This is a genomic window from Aquabacterium sp. A08, assembly GCF_011742065.1.
Genome location: NZ_JAAQQT010000691.1, coordinates 37,255 through 52,512 on the forward strand (window position 1 = coordinate 37,255; position 15,258 = coordinate 52,512).

14 protein-coding genes are annotated in these 15,258 nt (G+C 69.5%); 11 read left to right on the forward strand and 3 right to left on the reverse strand.

The annotated features are described in order from the left end of the window. Nucleotides 1–60 precede the first annotated feature (60 nt). Nucleotides 61–1,599 carry an AMP-binding protein gene (locus HA630_RS19525; RefSeq protein ID WP_166836989.1) on the reverse strand — a complete coding sequence of 513 codons (1,539 nt, stop codon included), beginning with the start codon at nt 1,597–1,599 and terminating at the stop codon, nt 61–63. Nucleotides 1,600–1,681: 82 nt separating this feature from the next. Between HA630_RS19525 and HA630_RS19530 the strand changes: the two genes are divergently transcribed. Continuing rightward, nucleotides 1,682–2,500 (forward strand): enoyl-CoA hydratase/isomerase family protein, encoded by an 819-nt coding sequence (locus HA630_RS19530; protein WP_166836991.1) that lies wholly within the window; start codon nt 1,682–1,684, stop codon nt 2,498–2,500. A 37-nt stretch (nt 2,501–2,537) separates the two neighbouring features. On the opposite strand, the gene HA630_RS19535 is transcribed toward HA630_RS19530, so the two are convergent. Next, nucleotides 2,538–2,858 carry a 2Fe-2S iron-sulfur cluster-binding protein gene (locus HA630_RS19535; RefSeq protein WP_166836993.1) on the reverse strand — a complete coding sequence of 107 codons (321 nt, stop codon included), beginning with the start codon at nt 2,856–2,858 and terminating at the stop codon, nt 2,538–2,540. Between the two features lie 186 nt (nt 2,859–3,044). Here HA630_RS19535 and HA630_RS19540 point away from each other — a divergent pair, with 186 nt between their 5' ends. The 9 genes from HA630_RS19540 to HA630_RS19580 all read left to right on the forward strand — a co-directional run bounded on the left by HA630_RS19540 (nt 3,045) and on the right by HA630_RS19580 (nt 13,104). Continuing rightward, nucleotides 3,045–3,875, forward strand: a complete 831-nt coding sequence (locus tag HA630_RS19540) for an enoyl-CoA hydratase/isomerase family protein (protein ID WP_166836995.1) — start codon at nt 3,045–3,047, stop codon at nt 3,873–3,875. Beyond that, complete coding sequence (locus tag HA630_RS19545; protein ID WP_101047887.1) at nt 3,876–4,625, forward strand: SDR family oxidoreductase; 750 nt, start codon at nt 3,876–3,878, stop codon at nt 4,623–4,625. Then, entirely contained in the window at nt 4,622–5,560 is a 939-nt protein-coding gene (locus HA630_RS19550) for an alpha/beta hydrolase fold domain-containing protein (protein WP_166836997.1), read from the forward strand. Before HA630_RS19545 ends, HA630_RS19550 begins: the two co-directional genes overlap by 4 nt. Next, nucleotides 5,557–7,014 carry a hydroxymethylglutaryl-CoA synthase family protein gene (locus HA630_RS19555; protein WP_101047885.1) on the forward strand — a complete coding sequence of 486 codons (1,458 nt, stop codon included), beginning with the start codon at nt 5,557–5,559 and terminating at the stop codon, nt 7,012–7,014. Before HA630_RS19550 ends, HA630_RS19555 begins: the two co-directional genes overlap by 4 nt. An 11-nt stretch (nt 7,015–7,025) precedes the next feature. Next, complete coding sequence (locus HA630_RS19560; RefSeq protein WP_166836999.1) at nt 7,026–8,228, forward strand: acetyl-CoA acetyltransferase; 1,203 nt, start codon at nt 7,026–7,028, stop codon at nt 8,226–8,228. 14 nt (nt 8,229–8,242) lie between these two features. Continuing rightward, nucleotides 8,243–9,517, forward strand: coding sequence for an NAD(P)/FAD-dependent oxidoreductase (locus HA630_RS19565; protein ID WP_243855553.1), 1,275 nt, complete (start codon nt 8,243–8,245; stop codon nt 9,515–9,517). Nucleotides 9,518–9,648: 131 nt separating this feature from the next. Continuing rightward, nucleotides 9,649–11,241 carry a class I adenylate-forming enzyme family protein gene (locus tag HA630_RS19570; protein ID WP_166837002.1) on the forward strand — a complete coding sequence of 531 codons (1,593 nt, stop codon included), beginning with the start codon at nt 9,649–9,651 and terminating at the stop codon, nt 11,239–11,241. Nucleotides 11,242–11,365: 124 nt separating this feature from the next. Next, nucleotides 11,366–12,622: a Rieske 2Fe-2S domain-containing protein gene (locus HA630_RS19575; RefSeq protein ID WP_166837004.1), complete on the forward strand. Its 1,257-nt coding sequence runs from the start codon at nt 11,366–11,368 to the stop codon at nt 12,620–12,622. Then, the gene (locus HA630_RS19580) at nt 12,619–13,104 is read left to right on the forward strand and encodes an aromatic-ring-hydroxylating dioxygenase subunit beta (protein ID WP_371809301.1); all 486 of its coding nucleotides are present in this window, start codon (nt 12,619–12,621) and stop codon (nt 13,102–13,104) included. Before HA630_RS19575 ends, HA630_RS19580 begins: the two co-directional genes overlap by 4 nt. A 55-nt stretch (nt 13,105–13,159) precedes the next feature. On the opposite strand, the gene HA630_RS19585 is transcribed toward HA630_RS19580, so the two are convergent. Further along, nucleotides 13,160–13,762, reverse strand: coding sequence for a TetR/AcrR family transcriptional regulator (locus HA630_RS19585; protein WP_166837006.1), 603 nt, complete (start codon nt 13,760–13,762; stop codon nt 13,160–13,162). A 103-nt stretch (nt 13,763–13,865) separates the two neighbouring features. Here HA630_RS19585 and HA630_RS19590 point away from each other — a divergent pair, with 103 nt between their 5' ends. Continuing rightward, a complete protein-coding gene (locus tag HA630_RS19590; protein ID WP_166837008.1) occupies nt 13,866–15,053 on the forward strand; it encodes a CaiB/BaiF CoA-transferase family protein in 1,188 nt (395 codons plus the stop codon). Nucleotides 15,054–15,258 lie beyond the last annotated feature (205 nt).

Below are 15,258 nucleotides of genomic sequence, written 5' to 3' on the forward strand. Positions count from 1 at the left end.
CGGGTTTAACAACAAGCGCCAGGCGCATGGGGGTGCGGTGGGGTGTGGCTGAGGCACCGGTCATGCGGCCTGCCCTTGCAGTTGCGCCCTCAGCGCCGTCTTGAGGACCTTGCCGTAGTGGTTCTTGGGCAGTTCGGGCACGAACACATAGCGCTTGGGCCGTTTGAAGCGGGCGATGCGCTCCAGACAGTGCGCATCCAGGGCGTCGGCCGTGGGGGCGGCGCCTGCCTTGGCCACCACGAACGCCACCACCACCTCGCCCCATTCCGGGTCGGGGCCGCCCACCACGGCCACCTCCGCCACACCCGCGGCGGTCAGCAGCACCTCTTCCACCTCGCGGGGGTAGATGTTGGCCCCCCCGCTGATCAGCAGATCCTTGCTGCGGTCCTTCAGCGTCAAGAAACCGTCAGCGTCCAGGCAGCCGACATCGCCGGTCCACAGCCAGCCGTCACGCAGGGCCTGCGCGCTGGCTTGGGGGTTGCGCCAATAGCCGGCCATGACCGAATCCCCGCGCACCAGCACCTCACCGATCTCCCCGGTGGGCAGGGCCCGTCCGCGCTCATCCACCACCCGGATCTCCACCGGGGCTTGCGCCGTCCCGACCGACGCCAGCCGCGCCAGGTGGCGGGGGTGGGCGGCGTCCATCAGGTGCACCCGCGACAGCACGGTGCCCACCATCGGGGTTTCCCCCTGGCCGTAGATTTGCACAAAGCGGGGGCCCATGACGCGCAGCGCCCGCCGGATGTCCTCCAGGTACATGGGGGCCCCGCCATAAACCACCGTCTTGAAAGAGGCCGAGCAGCCGTCGGGCGTCAAACCCTGGGCTTCGGCGTGTTCGACCAGGCGCTTGACGATCGTGGGCGCGGCAAAGGTGGACAGCGGCCCGAGCGCCCGGCCCAGGGCGAACAGTTCGGCGGGATCGACGCCGCCCGAGGCCGGGACCACATGGCGCGCCCCCGCCATCAGGTGGGGAATGGCGTAGAGCCCACAACCGTGCGACATGGGCGCGGCGTACACCATGGCGTCCCCAGGCCCGACCGGGTCCACGTCCACGAAGTAGGTCAGCCCCATCGTCATGAGGTTGCGGTGGGTGAGCATCACGCCCTTGGGCCGCCCGGTGGTGCCGCTGGTGTAGAACAGCCAGGCGGTGTCGTCCGGGCGGCTGGGCCAGGGCACGGCGTCGGCCAGATCCGGCCGTCCCATGAACAGCGCAGCGGCTTCGGGCGATTCGACGTCCACCTGTCGCTCCAGTCCCGCGATCGGATCGGGGGCCACGTCCGAGGTGACGAAGGCCCAGCGGGCCTGGGCGTTTTCGACGATCCAGGCCACCTCGGTCGGGTGCAGCTTGGCGTTGACGGGCACCACCACAAGGCCGGCCCACCAGGCGGCCCAGAGCACCTCCAGGTACCGCGGGTGGTTGCGCATGAAAAGCAGCACGCGGTCACCGGCCTGCAGGCCTGCGGCCTGGAAGTGCTGGGCCAGGCTGGCGCTGCGCTGGGCCCACTGGGCGTGCGTGGCCCAGGGCTGGGTGCCCTCGAGGATCGCGATCCGATCGCCAGCCACGCGGGCCTGACGCAACAGCAACTGAGCAAGGTTCATGGCAACTCCAGAGGTCGGGGGCATCACGGTACCCGACAGAACGCCGCTTGGCGATGCGGGCCGAATCCCGTATTCTCTTCCGATGACCAGCCCCCATGACCTCGCCCACCGGGACCTGGCGCCTGCGCCGGTGGCGCGGTGTGTCACCCACGCCATCCGCGATGGCGCCCTGTGGCTGCAGCTCAACCGGCCCGACGCACTGAACGCGCTGAACAGCGACACCCTGCACCTGATTGAAAGCGGACTCGATGCGGTCCAGGACGACGCCACCGTCCGCTGCGTGGTCATTTCCGGGGCCGGCCGGGCCTTTTGTACAGGAGCCGACCTGAAAGCGATCCATGCCGAGGGCACGGCCGACGCTTTTTTGGGCCGTCTGAACGCCACCTTGAACCGCTTGGAGCGCTTCCCCAAACCGGTCGTGGCCATGGTCAACGGACTGGCACTGGCGGGCGGATTGGAGCTGATCCTTTGCTGCGACCTGGTCCTGGCGGCACGCAGCGCCCGTTTGGGCGATGGACATGCCACCTACGGACTCGTTCCCGGGGCGGGCGCCTCGGCCCGGTTGCCCCGCGCCGTGGGAGCACACCTCGCCAAGTACCTGTTGTTCACAGGCGAAACCGTGCCGGCGGCCGAACTGGTGGCGTCGGGTCTGGTCCACCGGGTGGTGGACGACGACCAACTGCTCGACGCCACCACGCAACTGGTCGCCCAGATCGCGGCCAAGAGCCCACTGGGCCTGCAGCGCATGAAGGCGCTGGTCAACCAAGGCCTGGCATTGGACCTGCCGGATGCCTTGCGACTGGAGGCCGAGACGCTGCGCGCCCACCAGTCCAGCCACGACATGCGCGAGGGCCTGGCGGCGTTCCAGGCCAAACGCCCGCCGCGCTTCACCGGGCGCTGAAGCGCACACCGGCCCGCCGCCAAGCCTGGCGACGGGCTCAGGCCTGCTCGGCCGGCAGCTCCACACACAGGCCGTCCAGCGCCGGCTGCACCTTGATCTGGCAGCACAGGCGGCTGGTGGGGCGCTCGTCCAGCACCGCCTCCAACATGAAGGTTTCGGTGGCCGACTTGTCGGGCAAATGCGCGCTCCAAGCCAGGTCGATGTAAGCGTGGCAGGTGGCGCAGCTGCAGGCGCCGCCGCAGTCGCCCAGGATGCCGGGCACCGCGTTGTCCAGGGCCACCTGCATCAGGTTGCGCCCAACGGGGGCTTCGGTCTCGTAGCGCTGGCCCAAGTGGTCAACAAAAACAATTTTTGGCATGGTGTCTCCTGGCGAAATGGGTGCAGCACCCGATGTTGACATAGTCCGTCCTGTCGGACTATTATTGCACACAGGCCCACCGAAAAACACCCACAGGAGACGACACCCCGGCCGCCCGACTGCCCCCCGCGCAGACCTCGGCGGCCGAGCCATCGGCCCCTGTCTTACCCCCCAGACTGGACGCACATGCCCACCTCTCTCCCTCCGCCCCCCGACACCTCCATCGCCGACGGTCCCGTGCTGCTGCGCACAGACGCCGACGGCGTGGCCCACGTGCACCTGAACCGCCCCGGTTCGGCCAACGGCATGGACCTGGCGTTGCTGCGCGCCCTGCACGACGCACTGCTGCAGGTGCACGGCGACGGGCGCGTGCGGGCCGTGCTGCTCACCGGCGAAGGCAAAAACTTCTGCGCCGGGGGCGACGTGCACACCTTCCTGGCCAAAGGCGAGGCCTTGCCGGACTACATCCGCGTCGTCACCTCGGCGCTGCAGGCGGTCGCGTCGCTGCTGATCCGTTTGAACCCGCCGGTCGTGACCGCGGTCCAGGGCTTTGCCGCCGGCGGCGGCGGCATGGGGCTGGTGTGCTCGTCGGACTTCGTGGTGGCGGGCGAATCGGCCAAATTCCTGGCCGGCGCCACCCGGGTGGCGATGGTGCCGGACGCGGGCGTGTCGGTCACCCTGACACAGCTGGTCGGCTTGCGCAAAGCCACCGAAATCCTGATGCTCAACCCCGTGATCGGCGCCGCCGAGGCGCTGGCCATGGGCCTGGTGACCCGGGTGGTGGCCGACGACCGCCTGCACGCCGAGGCGCTGGCCCTGGCGCAACAACTGGCGCAGGGCGCGCCGGCGGCGCTGGCCAACACCAAGCGCCTGCTGTGGAGCGGTCTGGGCCAAGGGGTGGAGCAGGCCATGCCCGAAGAAAACCACACCCAAGCGCGCCTGTCGGGCACGGCCGACGCGCGCGAGGGCCTGTCGGCCGTGATCGAAAAGCGGTCCCCGATTTTCACGGGGCGCTGAATGGCCACCCCGAACGCAAGCCACCCGCCACTGCGCCGCGCACTGGTGACGGGTGGGGCCAGTGGCATCGGTTGGGCGGTGGTGCAGCGCTTGCGGCAGCAAGGCCTGGCGGTGGTGCTGGCCGACCTGGACGGCGAAGCCGCCGAGCGCCGCGCCGCGACCTGCGACGCCACCGCGGTTGCGCTGGACGTGACCGACTTTGAGCGGGTGCGCACAGCGGTCGAGGCCCACGGGCCGTTCGACGTGCTGGTCAACGCCGCCGGGGCCGACCAGCACGCCTTCTTCACCCACACCACCCCAGCCGACTGGCGGGGCCTGCTGGCCGTCAACCTGGAGGCGGTGCTGAACACCACCCACGCCGTGTTGCCAGCGATGCAAGCGGCGGGCTATGGCCGCATCGTGAACGTCGCCTCGGAGGCCGGGCGCCTCGGCTCCCGGGGCGGAGCGGTTTACGCCGCCGCCAAGGGCGGGGTGATCGCGTTCACCCGCTCGATCGCCCGTGAAAACGGGCGGCAGGGCATCACCGCCAACGTGGTCGCGCCGGGGCCGATCGACACCCCGATGGTGCACCGGGGGGTGGCCGCCCAAGGCGAGAAGTTGTTGCACGCGATGACCGGCGCCACCCTGGCCGGCCGCCTGGGCACCCCAGACGAGGTCGCCGCGGCCGTGGCGTTTTTGGCCTCCGAGGCGGCCGGCTTCATCACCGGCGAGGCCTTGGGCGTGTCGGGCGGCATGGGGTGCGGCGCATGAGCCGGCCCCACCCCGACCCGGTGGAGGCCGTGGTCGCACGCGTCCGCGCCACCTACGCCCGCTGGGGCCGCGACACCCCCGTGGCCCAGATGCGGACCGACTGGGACGCCCTGTTCGACACCCCGGTGGACGCCATGGTGACGCCGGTCGATGCCGGCGGCGTGCGCTGCGCGTGGGTGCAGGCCCCGGACACGCGCAGCGACCGCACCGTGGTCTACCTGCACGGCGGCGGGTTCCAGGTCGGTTCGCTCGCTTCGCACCGCGAACTCATGGCAGCGCTGTCCGCGGCCAGCGGGGTGCGGGTGTTGGGCGTGGACTACCGGATGACGCCCGAACACCGCTACCCCGCGCCGGTGCAAGACGGGCTGGCGGTGATGCGCTGGCTGCAGGCACAGGGCGTGACCGGCCCACACACCGCCGTGGCCGGCGACTCGGCCGGTGGCGGCCTGGCCCTGGCCCTGCTGCTGGCGCTGCAAGGCGCCGGCCAGCCCAGGCCGGCGGCCGCCTGGGTCATGTCCGCGTGGACGGACATGACCGCCTCCGGCAGCAGCTACACCACACGGGCGGCGCTGGACCCGATCCACCAGCGGCCCATGATGCTGGCGCTGGCGCGGAACTACCTGGGCCAGGCCCACAACCCGCGCGACCCGATGGCCTCGCCGCTGCTGGCCGCGCCCGACGCCCTGGGCGCGCTGCCGCCCCTGCTGTTGCAGGTGGGCGAGCGCGAAACGCTGGTCAGCGACTCCGAAGACCTGGCGCAGCGGGTGGGCGAGGCTGGCGGCCAGGCGCAGTGCCAGGTCTGGCCCGGCATGGTCCACGTGTTCCAGCAGTACCCCGCCGACCTCCCCGATGCCCGCCTGGCCCTCGCCGCCGGCGGGCGGTTTTTGGCCACACACCTGGGTGTGGCGCCCACCCCCACAAGGAGTCCGACATGATCGGCATCACCGCCTACGGCGGCTACATCCCCCGACTGCGGCTGCTGCGCCAGGCCGTGACCGAGGCCAACGCCTGGTACGCCCCGCACCTGTGCGGCCGCCAGGGCAGCCGCTCTGTGGCCAACTGGGACGAAGACAGCGTGACCCTGGCCGTGGCCGCCGCCCGGGACTGCCTGGGCGCGGAGCGCCAGCACCTGCGCGGGCTGCTGCTGGCCTCCAACACCCTGCCCTTTGCCGAACGCCTGAACGCCGGTATCGCCGCCGGTGCCCTGCGGCTGGACGAATCGATCGAAACCCTGGACCTCTGCGGCACACCGCGCATCGGGCTGTCGGCGGTGTCCCAGGGCCTGGCCCGGGCACGGGCCGGGCTGGGCCACACCCTGGTGCTGGCGGCGGACCAGCGCCAAACCCGGGCGGGCAGCACCCAGGAACTGGATTACGGCGACGGCGCCGCCGCGCTGGTGCTGGGCGACGGACCGGTGCTGGCCGAATGGCTGGGCAGCGGCACCGTGTCGGTGGACTTCATCGACCACTTCCGGGCCACGGGCGCGACGGTGGACTACCACTGGGAAGAGCGCTGGGTGCGCGAAGAAGGCGTGGGCCGCCTCGTGCCCCAGGCGATCCGCCAGGCGCTGGCCCACGCCGGGGTGGCCCCGTCCGCAGTGGACCATTTCATCTGCCCCACCCCCTTTGCCAAGCTGGACGCGCAGCTGGCACAGGCCTGCGGTCTGCCGGCGGGTGCGGTGGTGGACAACCTGGCCCAGAGCGTGGGCGACACCGGCACGCCACACGCCCTGTTGATGCTGGCCCACACGCTGGAGCGGGCCCAACCCGGCGCGGTGGTTGTGGTGGCGCAGTTCGGCAGCGGGGCCGAGGCCCTGGTGTTTCGGGTCACCGAGGCGGTGCGCGCCTTCCGCCCGGCGCGGGGTGTGTCCGGGTGGCTGGCACGCGGCACCCCGGAGCGGCATTACAGCAAATTTCTGGCCTTCAAAGGGCTCCTGGCCCTGGAGCGCGGCATGCGCGGCGAGCAGGACAAAAAAACCGCCCTCAGCACCGCCTGGCGGCACCGCAGCGCCCTGCTCGGTCTGGTGGGCGGGCGTTGCCGGGTCAGCGGCAGCGTGCACTTCCCGCCCAGCCGGCTCTCGCTCGACCCCGGCCAGCCCTTGCTGGACACCCAGGAACCCCACCCGCTGGCCGACCGGGCCGCGCGCGTGCTGAGCTGGTCGGCCGAATACCTGTCCTGGCACCCGGCGCCACCGCACCACTACGGCCAGATCGACTTCGAAGGCGGCGGCCGCCTGTTGATGGATTTCACCGACCTGGACGTGGGCGAGGTGGACACCGGCACCGCCATGGACCTGGTGTTCCGCATCAAAGACGTGGACGACCGGCGCGGCTTCACCCGCTATTTCTGGAAAGCCACCCCGGTGCGCAACGTTCCTTCCCAACCCTGACGGGAGCCCCCATGGCCACAGGCATCAAGAACAAAGTCGTCATCCTCGGCATGGGCTGCTCGCAGTTCGGCGAGCGCTGGAACGCCAGCCCCGAGGACCTCATGGTCGAGGCCTACACCGAGGCGATGGCCGACGCCGGCATCGCCCCCGAACAGCTCGACGCCGCCTGGTTTTCCACCCACATGGACGACGTCGGCACCGGCCGCGGCGGCACGCCCATGGGCATCGCGTTGCGGCTGCCCAACATCGGGGTGACGCGGGTGGAAAACTTTTGCGCCGGCGGCTCCGAAGCGATCCGCGGCGCGGTGTACGCGGTGGCGGCCGGCGCCTGCGACATCGCCATCGCGCTGGGCGTGGAAAAACTCAAGGACACCGGCTACGCAGGCCTGCCCGTGGCCACGGTGGGCACCTACATCCCGCAGTGGTACCCGAACGCGGTGGCGCCGGCCAACTTCGCCCAATTGGCCAGCGCCTACCGCCACCAACACGGGGTGGACGCCGCCCTGCTCAAGCGCGCCCTGGCGCACGTGTCGGTCAAAAGCCACGCCAACGGCGCCAAAAACCCCAAGGCCCACCTGCAAAAACCGATCACCGAGGAGCAGTGCCTCAAGGCCCCGATCATCGCCGCACCGCTGGGCCTGTACGACTGCTGCGGCGTGTCCGACGGCGCGGCGGCGGTGATCGTGACCACACCGGACATCGCGCGCGGCCTGGGCAAGCGCGACCCGGTCGCGTTCAAGGCCCTGCAGCTGGTCACCTCCAACGGGTGGGAAATGCAGGGCAACGGCTGGAACGGCAGCCACGTCCACACCACCCGCGTGGCCGCCCGCCGGGCCTACGCCGAGGCCGGGCTGGAACGCCCGCGCGAGCAGCTGAGCCTGACCGAGGTGCACGACTGCTTCTCGATCACCGAACTGGTCACCATGGAAGACCTGGGGCTGTCCGAGCCGGGCCAAGGCTACCGCGACGTGCTGGACGGCGCCTTCGACGCCGAGGGCCGCCTGCCCTGCCAGATCGACGGCGGGCTCAAATGCTTCGGCCACCCGATCGGGGCCAGCGGCATCCGCATGCTGTACGAGGTGTACCTGCAGCTGCAGGGCCGCGCCGGCCCGCGGCAACTGTCCCAGCCCAGCCTCGGGCTCACCCACAACCTGGGCGGCCAACCGTCGCAGAACGTCTGCTCGGTGTCCATCGTCGGCCTGTGGGACGCCTGAACCCACCCCCTCCCATGAACCCCACCCCACGCCCCATGCACTCCACCCCTGGACTTGTCATCGTCGGCGCCGGCCACGCCGGCAGCGAACTGGCCCTGGCCGCGCGCCAACAAGGCTGGACCGGCGACATCCTGCTGCTCGGCGACGAGCCGGACCTGCCCTACCAACGCCCGCCCCTGTCCAAGGCCTACCTGCTGGGCCAGACCGACGCCGCGGCCCTGGCCTTGCGCCAGCCCGAAGCCTACGCCACCGCCGGCGTCCGCGTGCGTCTGGGCACACGGGTCCGGGCGATTCACCGCGCAGCGCACACGGTCGAACTGACCGACGGCGAACGCATCCCCTACGCCAAGCTGGCCCTGTGTACCGGCGGGCGGGCCCGCCCCTGGGTGTGCGAAGGCATGGACCCCGAGCACCCGCCCAGCAACCTGCTGTCCCTGCGCACCCGGGCCGACGCCGACGCGCTGCGGGCGGGCCTGCGGCCCGACAGCCGGCTGGTCGTGGTGGGCGGCGGTTACATCGGGCTGGAGGTGGCGGCGTCCGCCCGCAGCCTGGGCGCCCAGGTCACGGTGCTGGAGGCACAACCGCGCCTGCTGGCCCGGGTGGCCGGGCAGGCCATGTCCGATTTCGTCGCCGACGCCCACCGCGCCGCCGGCGTCGCCTTGCGCACCGGCGCCACCGTCGCCCGCGTGCACTGCGCAGGCGGCCGCATCGTGCAGGTGGAACTGGCCGACGGCACCGCCTTGCCCGCCGACCTGGTGGTCGCGGGCATTGGCATGCTGCCCAACACCGAAGCCGCCCGCGCCGCCGGGCTGGGCAGCGACCAGGGCATCCCGGTGGACGCCTGCTCGGTCACCGCCGACCCGGACATCGTCGCCGCCGGTGACTGCACGGTCCAGCACGTCGCGCTGTACGACCGCGCGCTGCGGCTGGAGTCGGTGCCCAACGCCTTGGAACAGGCCCGCTCGGCCGCGGCCTGGCTGTGCGGCCAGGCCAAACCCAACCAGACCGTGCCCTGGTTCTGGTCGGACCAGTACGACCTGAAGCTGCAACTCGTCGGGCTGTCCCAGGGGCACGACCGTTGCATCGTGCGCGGCCAGTCGGCACAGCGCCACTTCTGCCTGTTTTACCTGCAGGGCCAGCGCCTGCTGGCGGCCGACGCGGTCAACCGACCGGCCGACTTCATGCTGGTGCGGCGCGCCCTGGCCACCACCGGCGGCCTCGGGCTCGACCTCGACGCGCTGGGCGACGAATCGGTCCCCCTCAAAACCGCCCTCGCACCCCGGCCCTGAATCCCAGGGTTTACCCTAGACCACCGCACGAACCACCCCCACAAGTCCCCACGAATCCTATACTTTAGTCCGACTGGTCGGACCTTTTATATCCCCTCGGAACCGCTGCCACCCAGACCTCAAGGGCAACCATGAAAACACTTTTCCCCCGCGAACTGCTGCGCCGTTGTGCACTCAACTACCCCAACAAGCGCGCCTACGTCTGCGGCGCGCGCGCCGCCACCTGGGACGACATGCACCGCCGCTCCGACCAGTTCGCCCGCGCGCTGCAAGACCTGGGCTGCCGCAAGGGCGACACCGTCTCCATCCTCAGCCAGGAAACCATCGAGGTCTACGAACACCTGTTCGCCTGCGCCAAGATCGGGGCGGTGCGCGTCGGCGTCAACACCCTGTACGCCTGGCCCGAGATGCAACACGTGCTGCGCGACAGCGGCACGAAAATCCTGCTGGTGGACGCACGCTGCCAGGCCATCGTCGACGAACACCTGGCCGAACTGCAGGCGCTCGGCATCCGCCTGATCGGCTTCAACGGCCCGCACCACTACCCCCTGGATTACGAAACCCTGCTGGCCCAAGCCCCAGGCGCGCCAGAACTGCCTCCCCTGCAAGACGACGACCTGCTGCTCTACAGCTACACCTCCGGCACCACCGGCTTCCCCAAGGGGGTGATGATCAAGCAGGTCGGCGTCTCCAACGTCATCCTGCACTGCCTGGCCTCGTTCGGCTTCAGCCCCGACGACGTCTGGTACATGCCCGCGGCATCGGCCTGGGCGGTGGTGATCATGAACCTGTTCGGCCTGGGCAACGGCATGACCACGGTCATCCCCGACGGCGGGTTCCACATCGTGTCCTACCTCAAGGACATCGAAAAATTCCGCGTCACCACCAGCCTGATCGTCCCGACCATGATCCAGCGCGCCCTGGTGGAGAAACAGAACCACCCCTACGATTTGTCCTCGCTGCGCTGCCTGATGTACGGCTCCTCACCGGCCACGCCCAAGCTGATCCGCGAGACCCGCGAGCAACTCGGCGTGGCCATGATGCAGACCTACGGCCAGACCGAAACCAGCGGCGGCTGGCTGACGGTGCTGACCGAAACCGACCACCAACTGGCCCTCTCCACCGAACCCGGCCTGCTGCGCTCGGTGGGCCGCGTCGGTCTGCACTACGAGTGCTCCATCCGCGACGAAGCCGGCCAGGCCCTGCCCCCCCACACCAAAGGCGAAATCTGGCTGCGGGGCGAGAGCGTGATGGCCGGCTACCTCAACCTGCCCGAGGCCACGGCCGAGGCGCTGCCCGGCGACGGCTGGTTGCGCACCAACGACATCGGGATGATGGACGAACGCGGCTACCTCTTTTTGCTGGACCGGCAGAAGTTCATGATCATCACCGGCGCGGTCAACGTCTTCCCCACCACGGTGGAGGCGGTGGTCAGCGAGCACCCGGGCATCCAGGAGGTGGCCGTGGTCGGCGTGCCCCACCCCGAGTGGGGCGAGGCGGTGGTGGCCGTGGGGGTGCGCCGCGCCGGCCACGCCGACCTGAACGCGTCAGACGTGATCCGGTTCTGCGACGGCAAGCTCAGCCGCCCCGAAACGCCCAAGCACGTCGTCTTCGTGCCCGAGCTGCTGAAAACCGTCAACGGCAAGCTGCGCAAGAACGAAATCCGCGCCTGGCTGACCGACCCGCAGACCGGCGAAATCCCCTGGGACATGAACGTCCACTGATGCCGCGCCGGCCGGCGACCCACTGCCGGCCGGCCACCACACCGCCGAATTTGGCCTTGACAAAGTCCGACCGGTCGGACTAATATAAAGACCAACCAACCACCCGTCAGAGGAGCACAACCCCATGGAAACCCCACCCACCCGCGCCTGGGACCGCTTGATCCGCCAGGAATACGTCCACGGCTCGCTGTACACCGACGAAGCCATCTTCCGCGAAGAACTGGAAAAAATCTGGTACCGCACTTGGGTCTACGTCGGCCACGTCAGCGAGATACCCCAGCCCAACGACTACGTGCTGAAAACCATCGGGCTGGAAGAAATCATCATGACCCGCGACCGGGACGGCCAGGTCCACCTGCTGCACAACCGCTGCCCGCACCGCGGCAACCGGGTCTGCGTCAAGCACCAGGGCAACGCCCGCTCCTTCACCTGCGCCTACCACGGCTGGAACTTCGGCAACGACGGCCAGCTCAAGGGCTACCCCTACCCCTCCGGTTACCCGGACGACAAACGCAAAGAACTGGGCCTGGGCCGGGTGGCCCGCATGGGCATTTACAACGGCTTTGTGTTCGGCGCGCTGGCCGCGGACGGCCCCACCCTGGAACAACACCTCGGCCCGGCCAAGGCCACCCTGGACAACGTCTGCCGCAACTCGCCCGAAGGCGAAATCCTGCTCAACACCGGCTTCCTGCAGCACAAGGTCAAGGCCAACTGGAAGCTGCTGGTCGAAAACGAGACCGACGGCTACCACCCCCAGGTGACGCACGCCTCCATCTTCGACGTGGCCGACAGCGGCATCGGGGCGCTGTACAACGAGAACGCCGCCTCGGTGACGCGCGCCTTTGGCAACGGCCACTCGGAGCTGGACCTGCGCCCCGAATTCCGCAAGTTCAACGAACCGATGCGCTGGTTCGGCACCACCGCCGACCGCCTGCCGGACTACGTCGCCAAGATGAAGGCCGCCTACGGCGAGGAGCAGGCCCACGAGATCATGGTGGACGGTGTGCGCCACGTCATGATCTTCCCCAACCTGTTCATCGCCGAGATCCAGCTCTTCGTGCTGCAACCCCTGTCGGTGAACGAAACGGTGCAGCACGTCACCGCGCTGCAGTTCAAGGGCGCGCCGGACCTGAACCGCCGCATGCGCCAGCAGACCATGGGCTCGGTCGGTCCGGCCGGCTTCCTGCTGGCCGACGACGCCGAAATGTACGAACGCACCCAGATGGGCGTGCAGCAGCGCAACCCCGAATGGCTCTACCTGGGCCGGGGCAGCCACCGCGAGCACACCGAGCCGGACGGCTGCGTCGTCGGCAACGTGACCGACGACATGCCGTCGCGTCACCTGTGGAAACACTACCAATCTTTGATGGAGGCCGCGTGAACACCGACCAATTGCGCCAGCTGATGGAGGTCAGCCAATTCATCCACCACGAAGCGCGGCTGCAGGACGAGCACCGCTACGCCGAATGGGAGCAGTTGTGGACCGACGACGCGATCTACTGGGTACCGGCCAACGGCGACGACACCGACCCGGAGCAGCAGATGTCCATCATCTACGACAACCGCTCCCGGCTCGGCCTGCGGGTCAAGCAGCTGTACACCGGCAAACGCCACACCCAGTTGCCGCAATCGCGCCTGTGCCGCGTGGTCTCCAACATCGAGGTGCAAGCGCAGGACGGCGAGCACCTCGTCGCGCGCTCCAATGCGCTGATTTTCGAGTCCCACACCCGGGGTGAGGTCCTCTGGGCCGCGAAAAACGAGTACCGCCTGCGCCGGGTGGACGGCGTCTGGCGCATGGCCCGCAAAAAGGTGACGCTGGCCAACAACCACAGCGCGCTCTACACGATGTCGTTCCTCATCTGAGGGCTGGGGGCCCGGCCGGTCGGCCCCGGCGCCGCCGCCAGCGGGGGCACCGGCTTCAGGCCGGACCGACGGCGCGGAAACCGTTGAGGAACAGGTCCGAAATGTGCTGGGCCAGCTCCGTCGGCTTGAGCACGCCGGACTTTTTGTACCAGGTGAAGGTCCAGATGATCATGCCGAACAGCAGCAAGGCGTAGGGGGTTTGCACCTCCACCCGGGCCATGCGCTGCGGGTTGATTTCCTGGAGCAGCCCGATCAGCATGGCCACCACCTCCTGCTCCATCGCCAGCATTTCCTTGTGCTTGGCCGGCGGCAGAAAACCCAGCTCGTTGGTCAGCACCAGTTGCTCGTTGCGCGAATCGGCCGCCACCTCCACGAACGCGGCCACAAAGCGCTCAAAGCGCTGCAGGGCCGGGGCGGACTGGCCCTGGATGTGGGAGAGTTTGCTCAGCAACATCGTCGTGTGCTCCTTGACGATGGCGTACAGCAGGTCCTCCTTGGCCGGGAAGTAGTGGTACAGGTGCGATTTCGACGCGTTGCAGGCCTTGGCCACGTCCATCATGGTGGTGATCTCGTAGCCTTTGGCGGCGAACAGCGCCGCCGCCTTGCGCAGGATCAGCTCCTTTTTGTCGTCGTAGTTCTCGGATCTTTCTCGGGTCATGGCTGTGGCCTGAACGGTTGAAAAGCACCCCGACCGCCGCGCCTGACGGCGGTCATGACCGGGCACACAAACCCCAATCATAGTCCGACTGGAAGGTCAAAACATGAACATTCACACCACCACCCCCCACCGGGCCGCAGGCCCCCTCGCCGGCCTCACCGTGGTCGAAATGGCCGGCCTCGGGCCGGCGCCCTTCACCGGCATGCTGCTGGCCGACCTGGGCGCCACCGTGGTGCGCATCGACCGCCCGGCCGCTCCGCCCTCCGACCACCCGCTCGACACCCTGCTGCGCAGCGACGGCATCGTGGACCGGGGGCGGCAGTCGATCGCCCTCAACCTCAAAGACCCGCGCGCCACCGAAGTCGTGCTGCGGCTGGTGGCCCAGGCGGACGTGCTGATCGAAGGCTACCGCCCTGGCGTGATGGAAAAGCTGGGCCTGGGGCCGCAGCCCTGCCTGGCACGCAACCCCCGGCTGGTGTACGGCCGCATGACCGGCTGGGGACAAGACGGCCCGCTGGCCCCGTCGGCCGGCCACGACATCAACTACATCGCCCTGTCCGGGGCGCTGCACGGCATCGGGCCGCGGGAGCGACCGGCGGTGCCGCTGAACCTGATTGGCGACTACGGCGGTGGCGGCATGTTGTTGATGGTGGGCGTGCTGGCGGCCTTGCAACACGCCGCGCGCCACGGCGTCGGCCAGGTCGTGGACGCGGCCATGACGGACGGCTCCGCCCTGTTGCTCGCGGCCCAACACGGCTTCACGGCCAAGGGCCATTGGCAGGACCGGCGCGAAAGCAACTTCCTGGACGGGGCCGCCCATTTCTACGGCACCTACACCTGCGCCGACGGCAAGCACGTGGCGGTGGGGGCGATTGAACCGGCGTTTTACCGCCAACTGCTGACCCTGGCCGGCCTGGACGATCCGGCCTTCGACGACCAATGGAACGCCGGCGCGTGGCCCCACCTGCGGCGACAACTGGAGCGGGTGTTCCGCCAACGCAGCCGGGACGAATGGGCGGCGCTGTTCGAGGGCAGCGACGCCTGCGTCACCCCCGTGCTGTCGCTGCAAGAGGCCGCGACCCACCCGCACAACCGGGCCCGCGCCACCTTCGTGGGCACGCCCCAAGGGGTGCAGCCGGCGCCGGCCCCCCGGTTCGACCGCACGCCCACCGCGCTGCCCGCCGCTGCCCCCGAGATCGGTTCGGCCACCCTGCCCTGGCTGGCCCAACTGGGCTATGCGGCAGACGACATCCAGGCCCTGCGTGCGGCGCGTGTGGTCTTTGCCCCGTGAGAGGCAGGCTAGGGTTTGCCCGGGTATCGCAGACCCATGGGCTGCCCTAAATTCGATTATGTTAGACCGTCTGGTCGGTCTTTAACAACCCACCCCAACCCAGGAGACACCGCATGACACTTCGCCCCCTGACCTGTGCCCTTTTGCTGTCGGGCAGCGCCACCGCCTTCGCCCAGACGGTGCTGACCGTCTCGAGCTGGCTGCC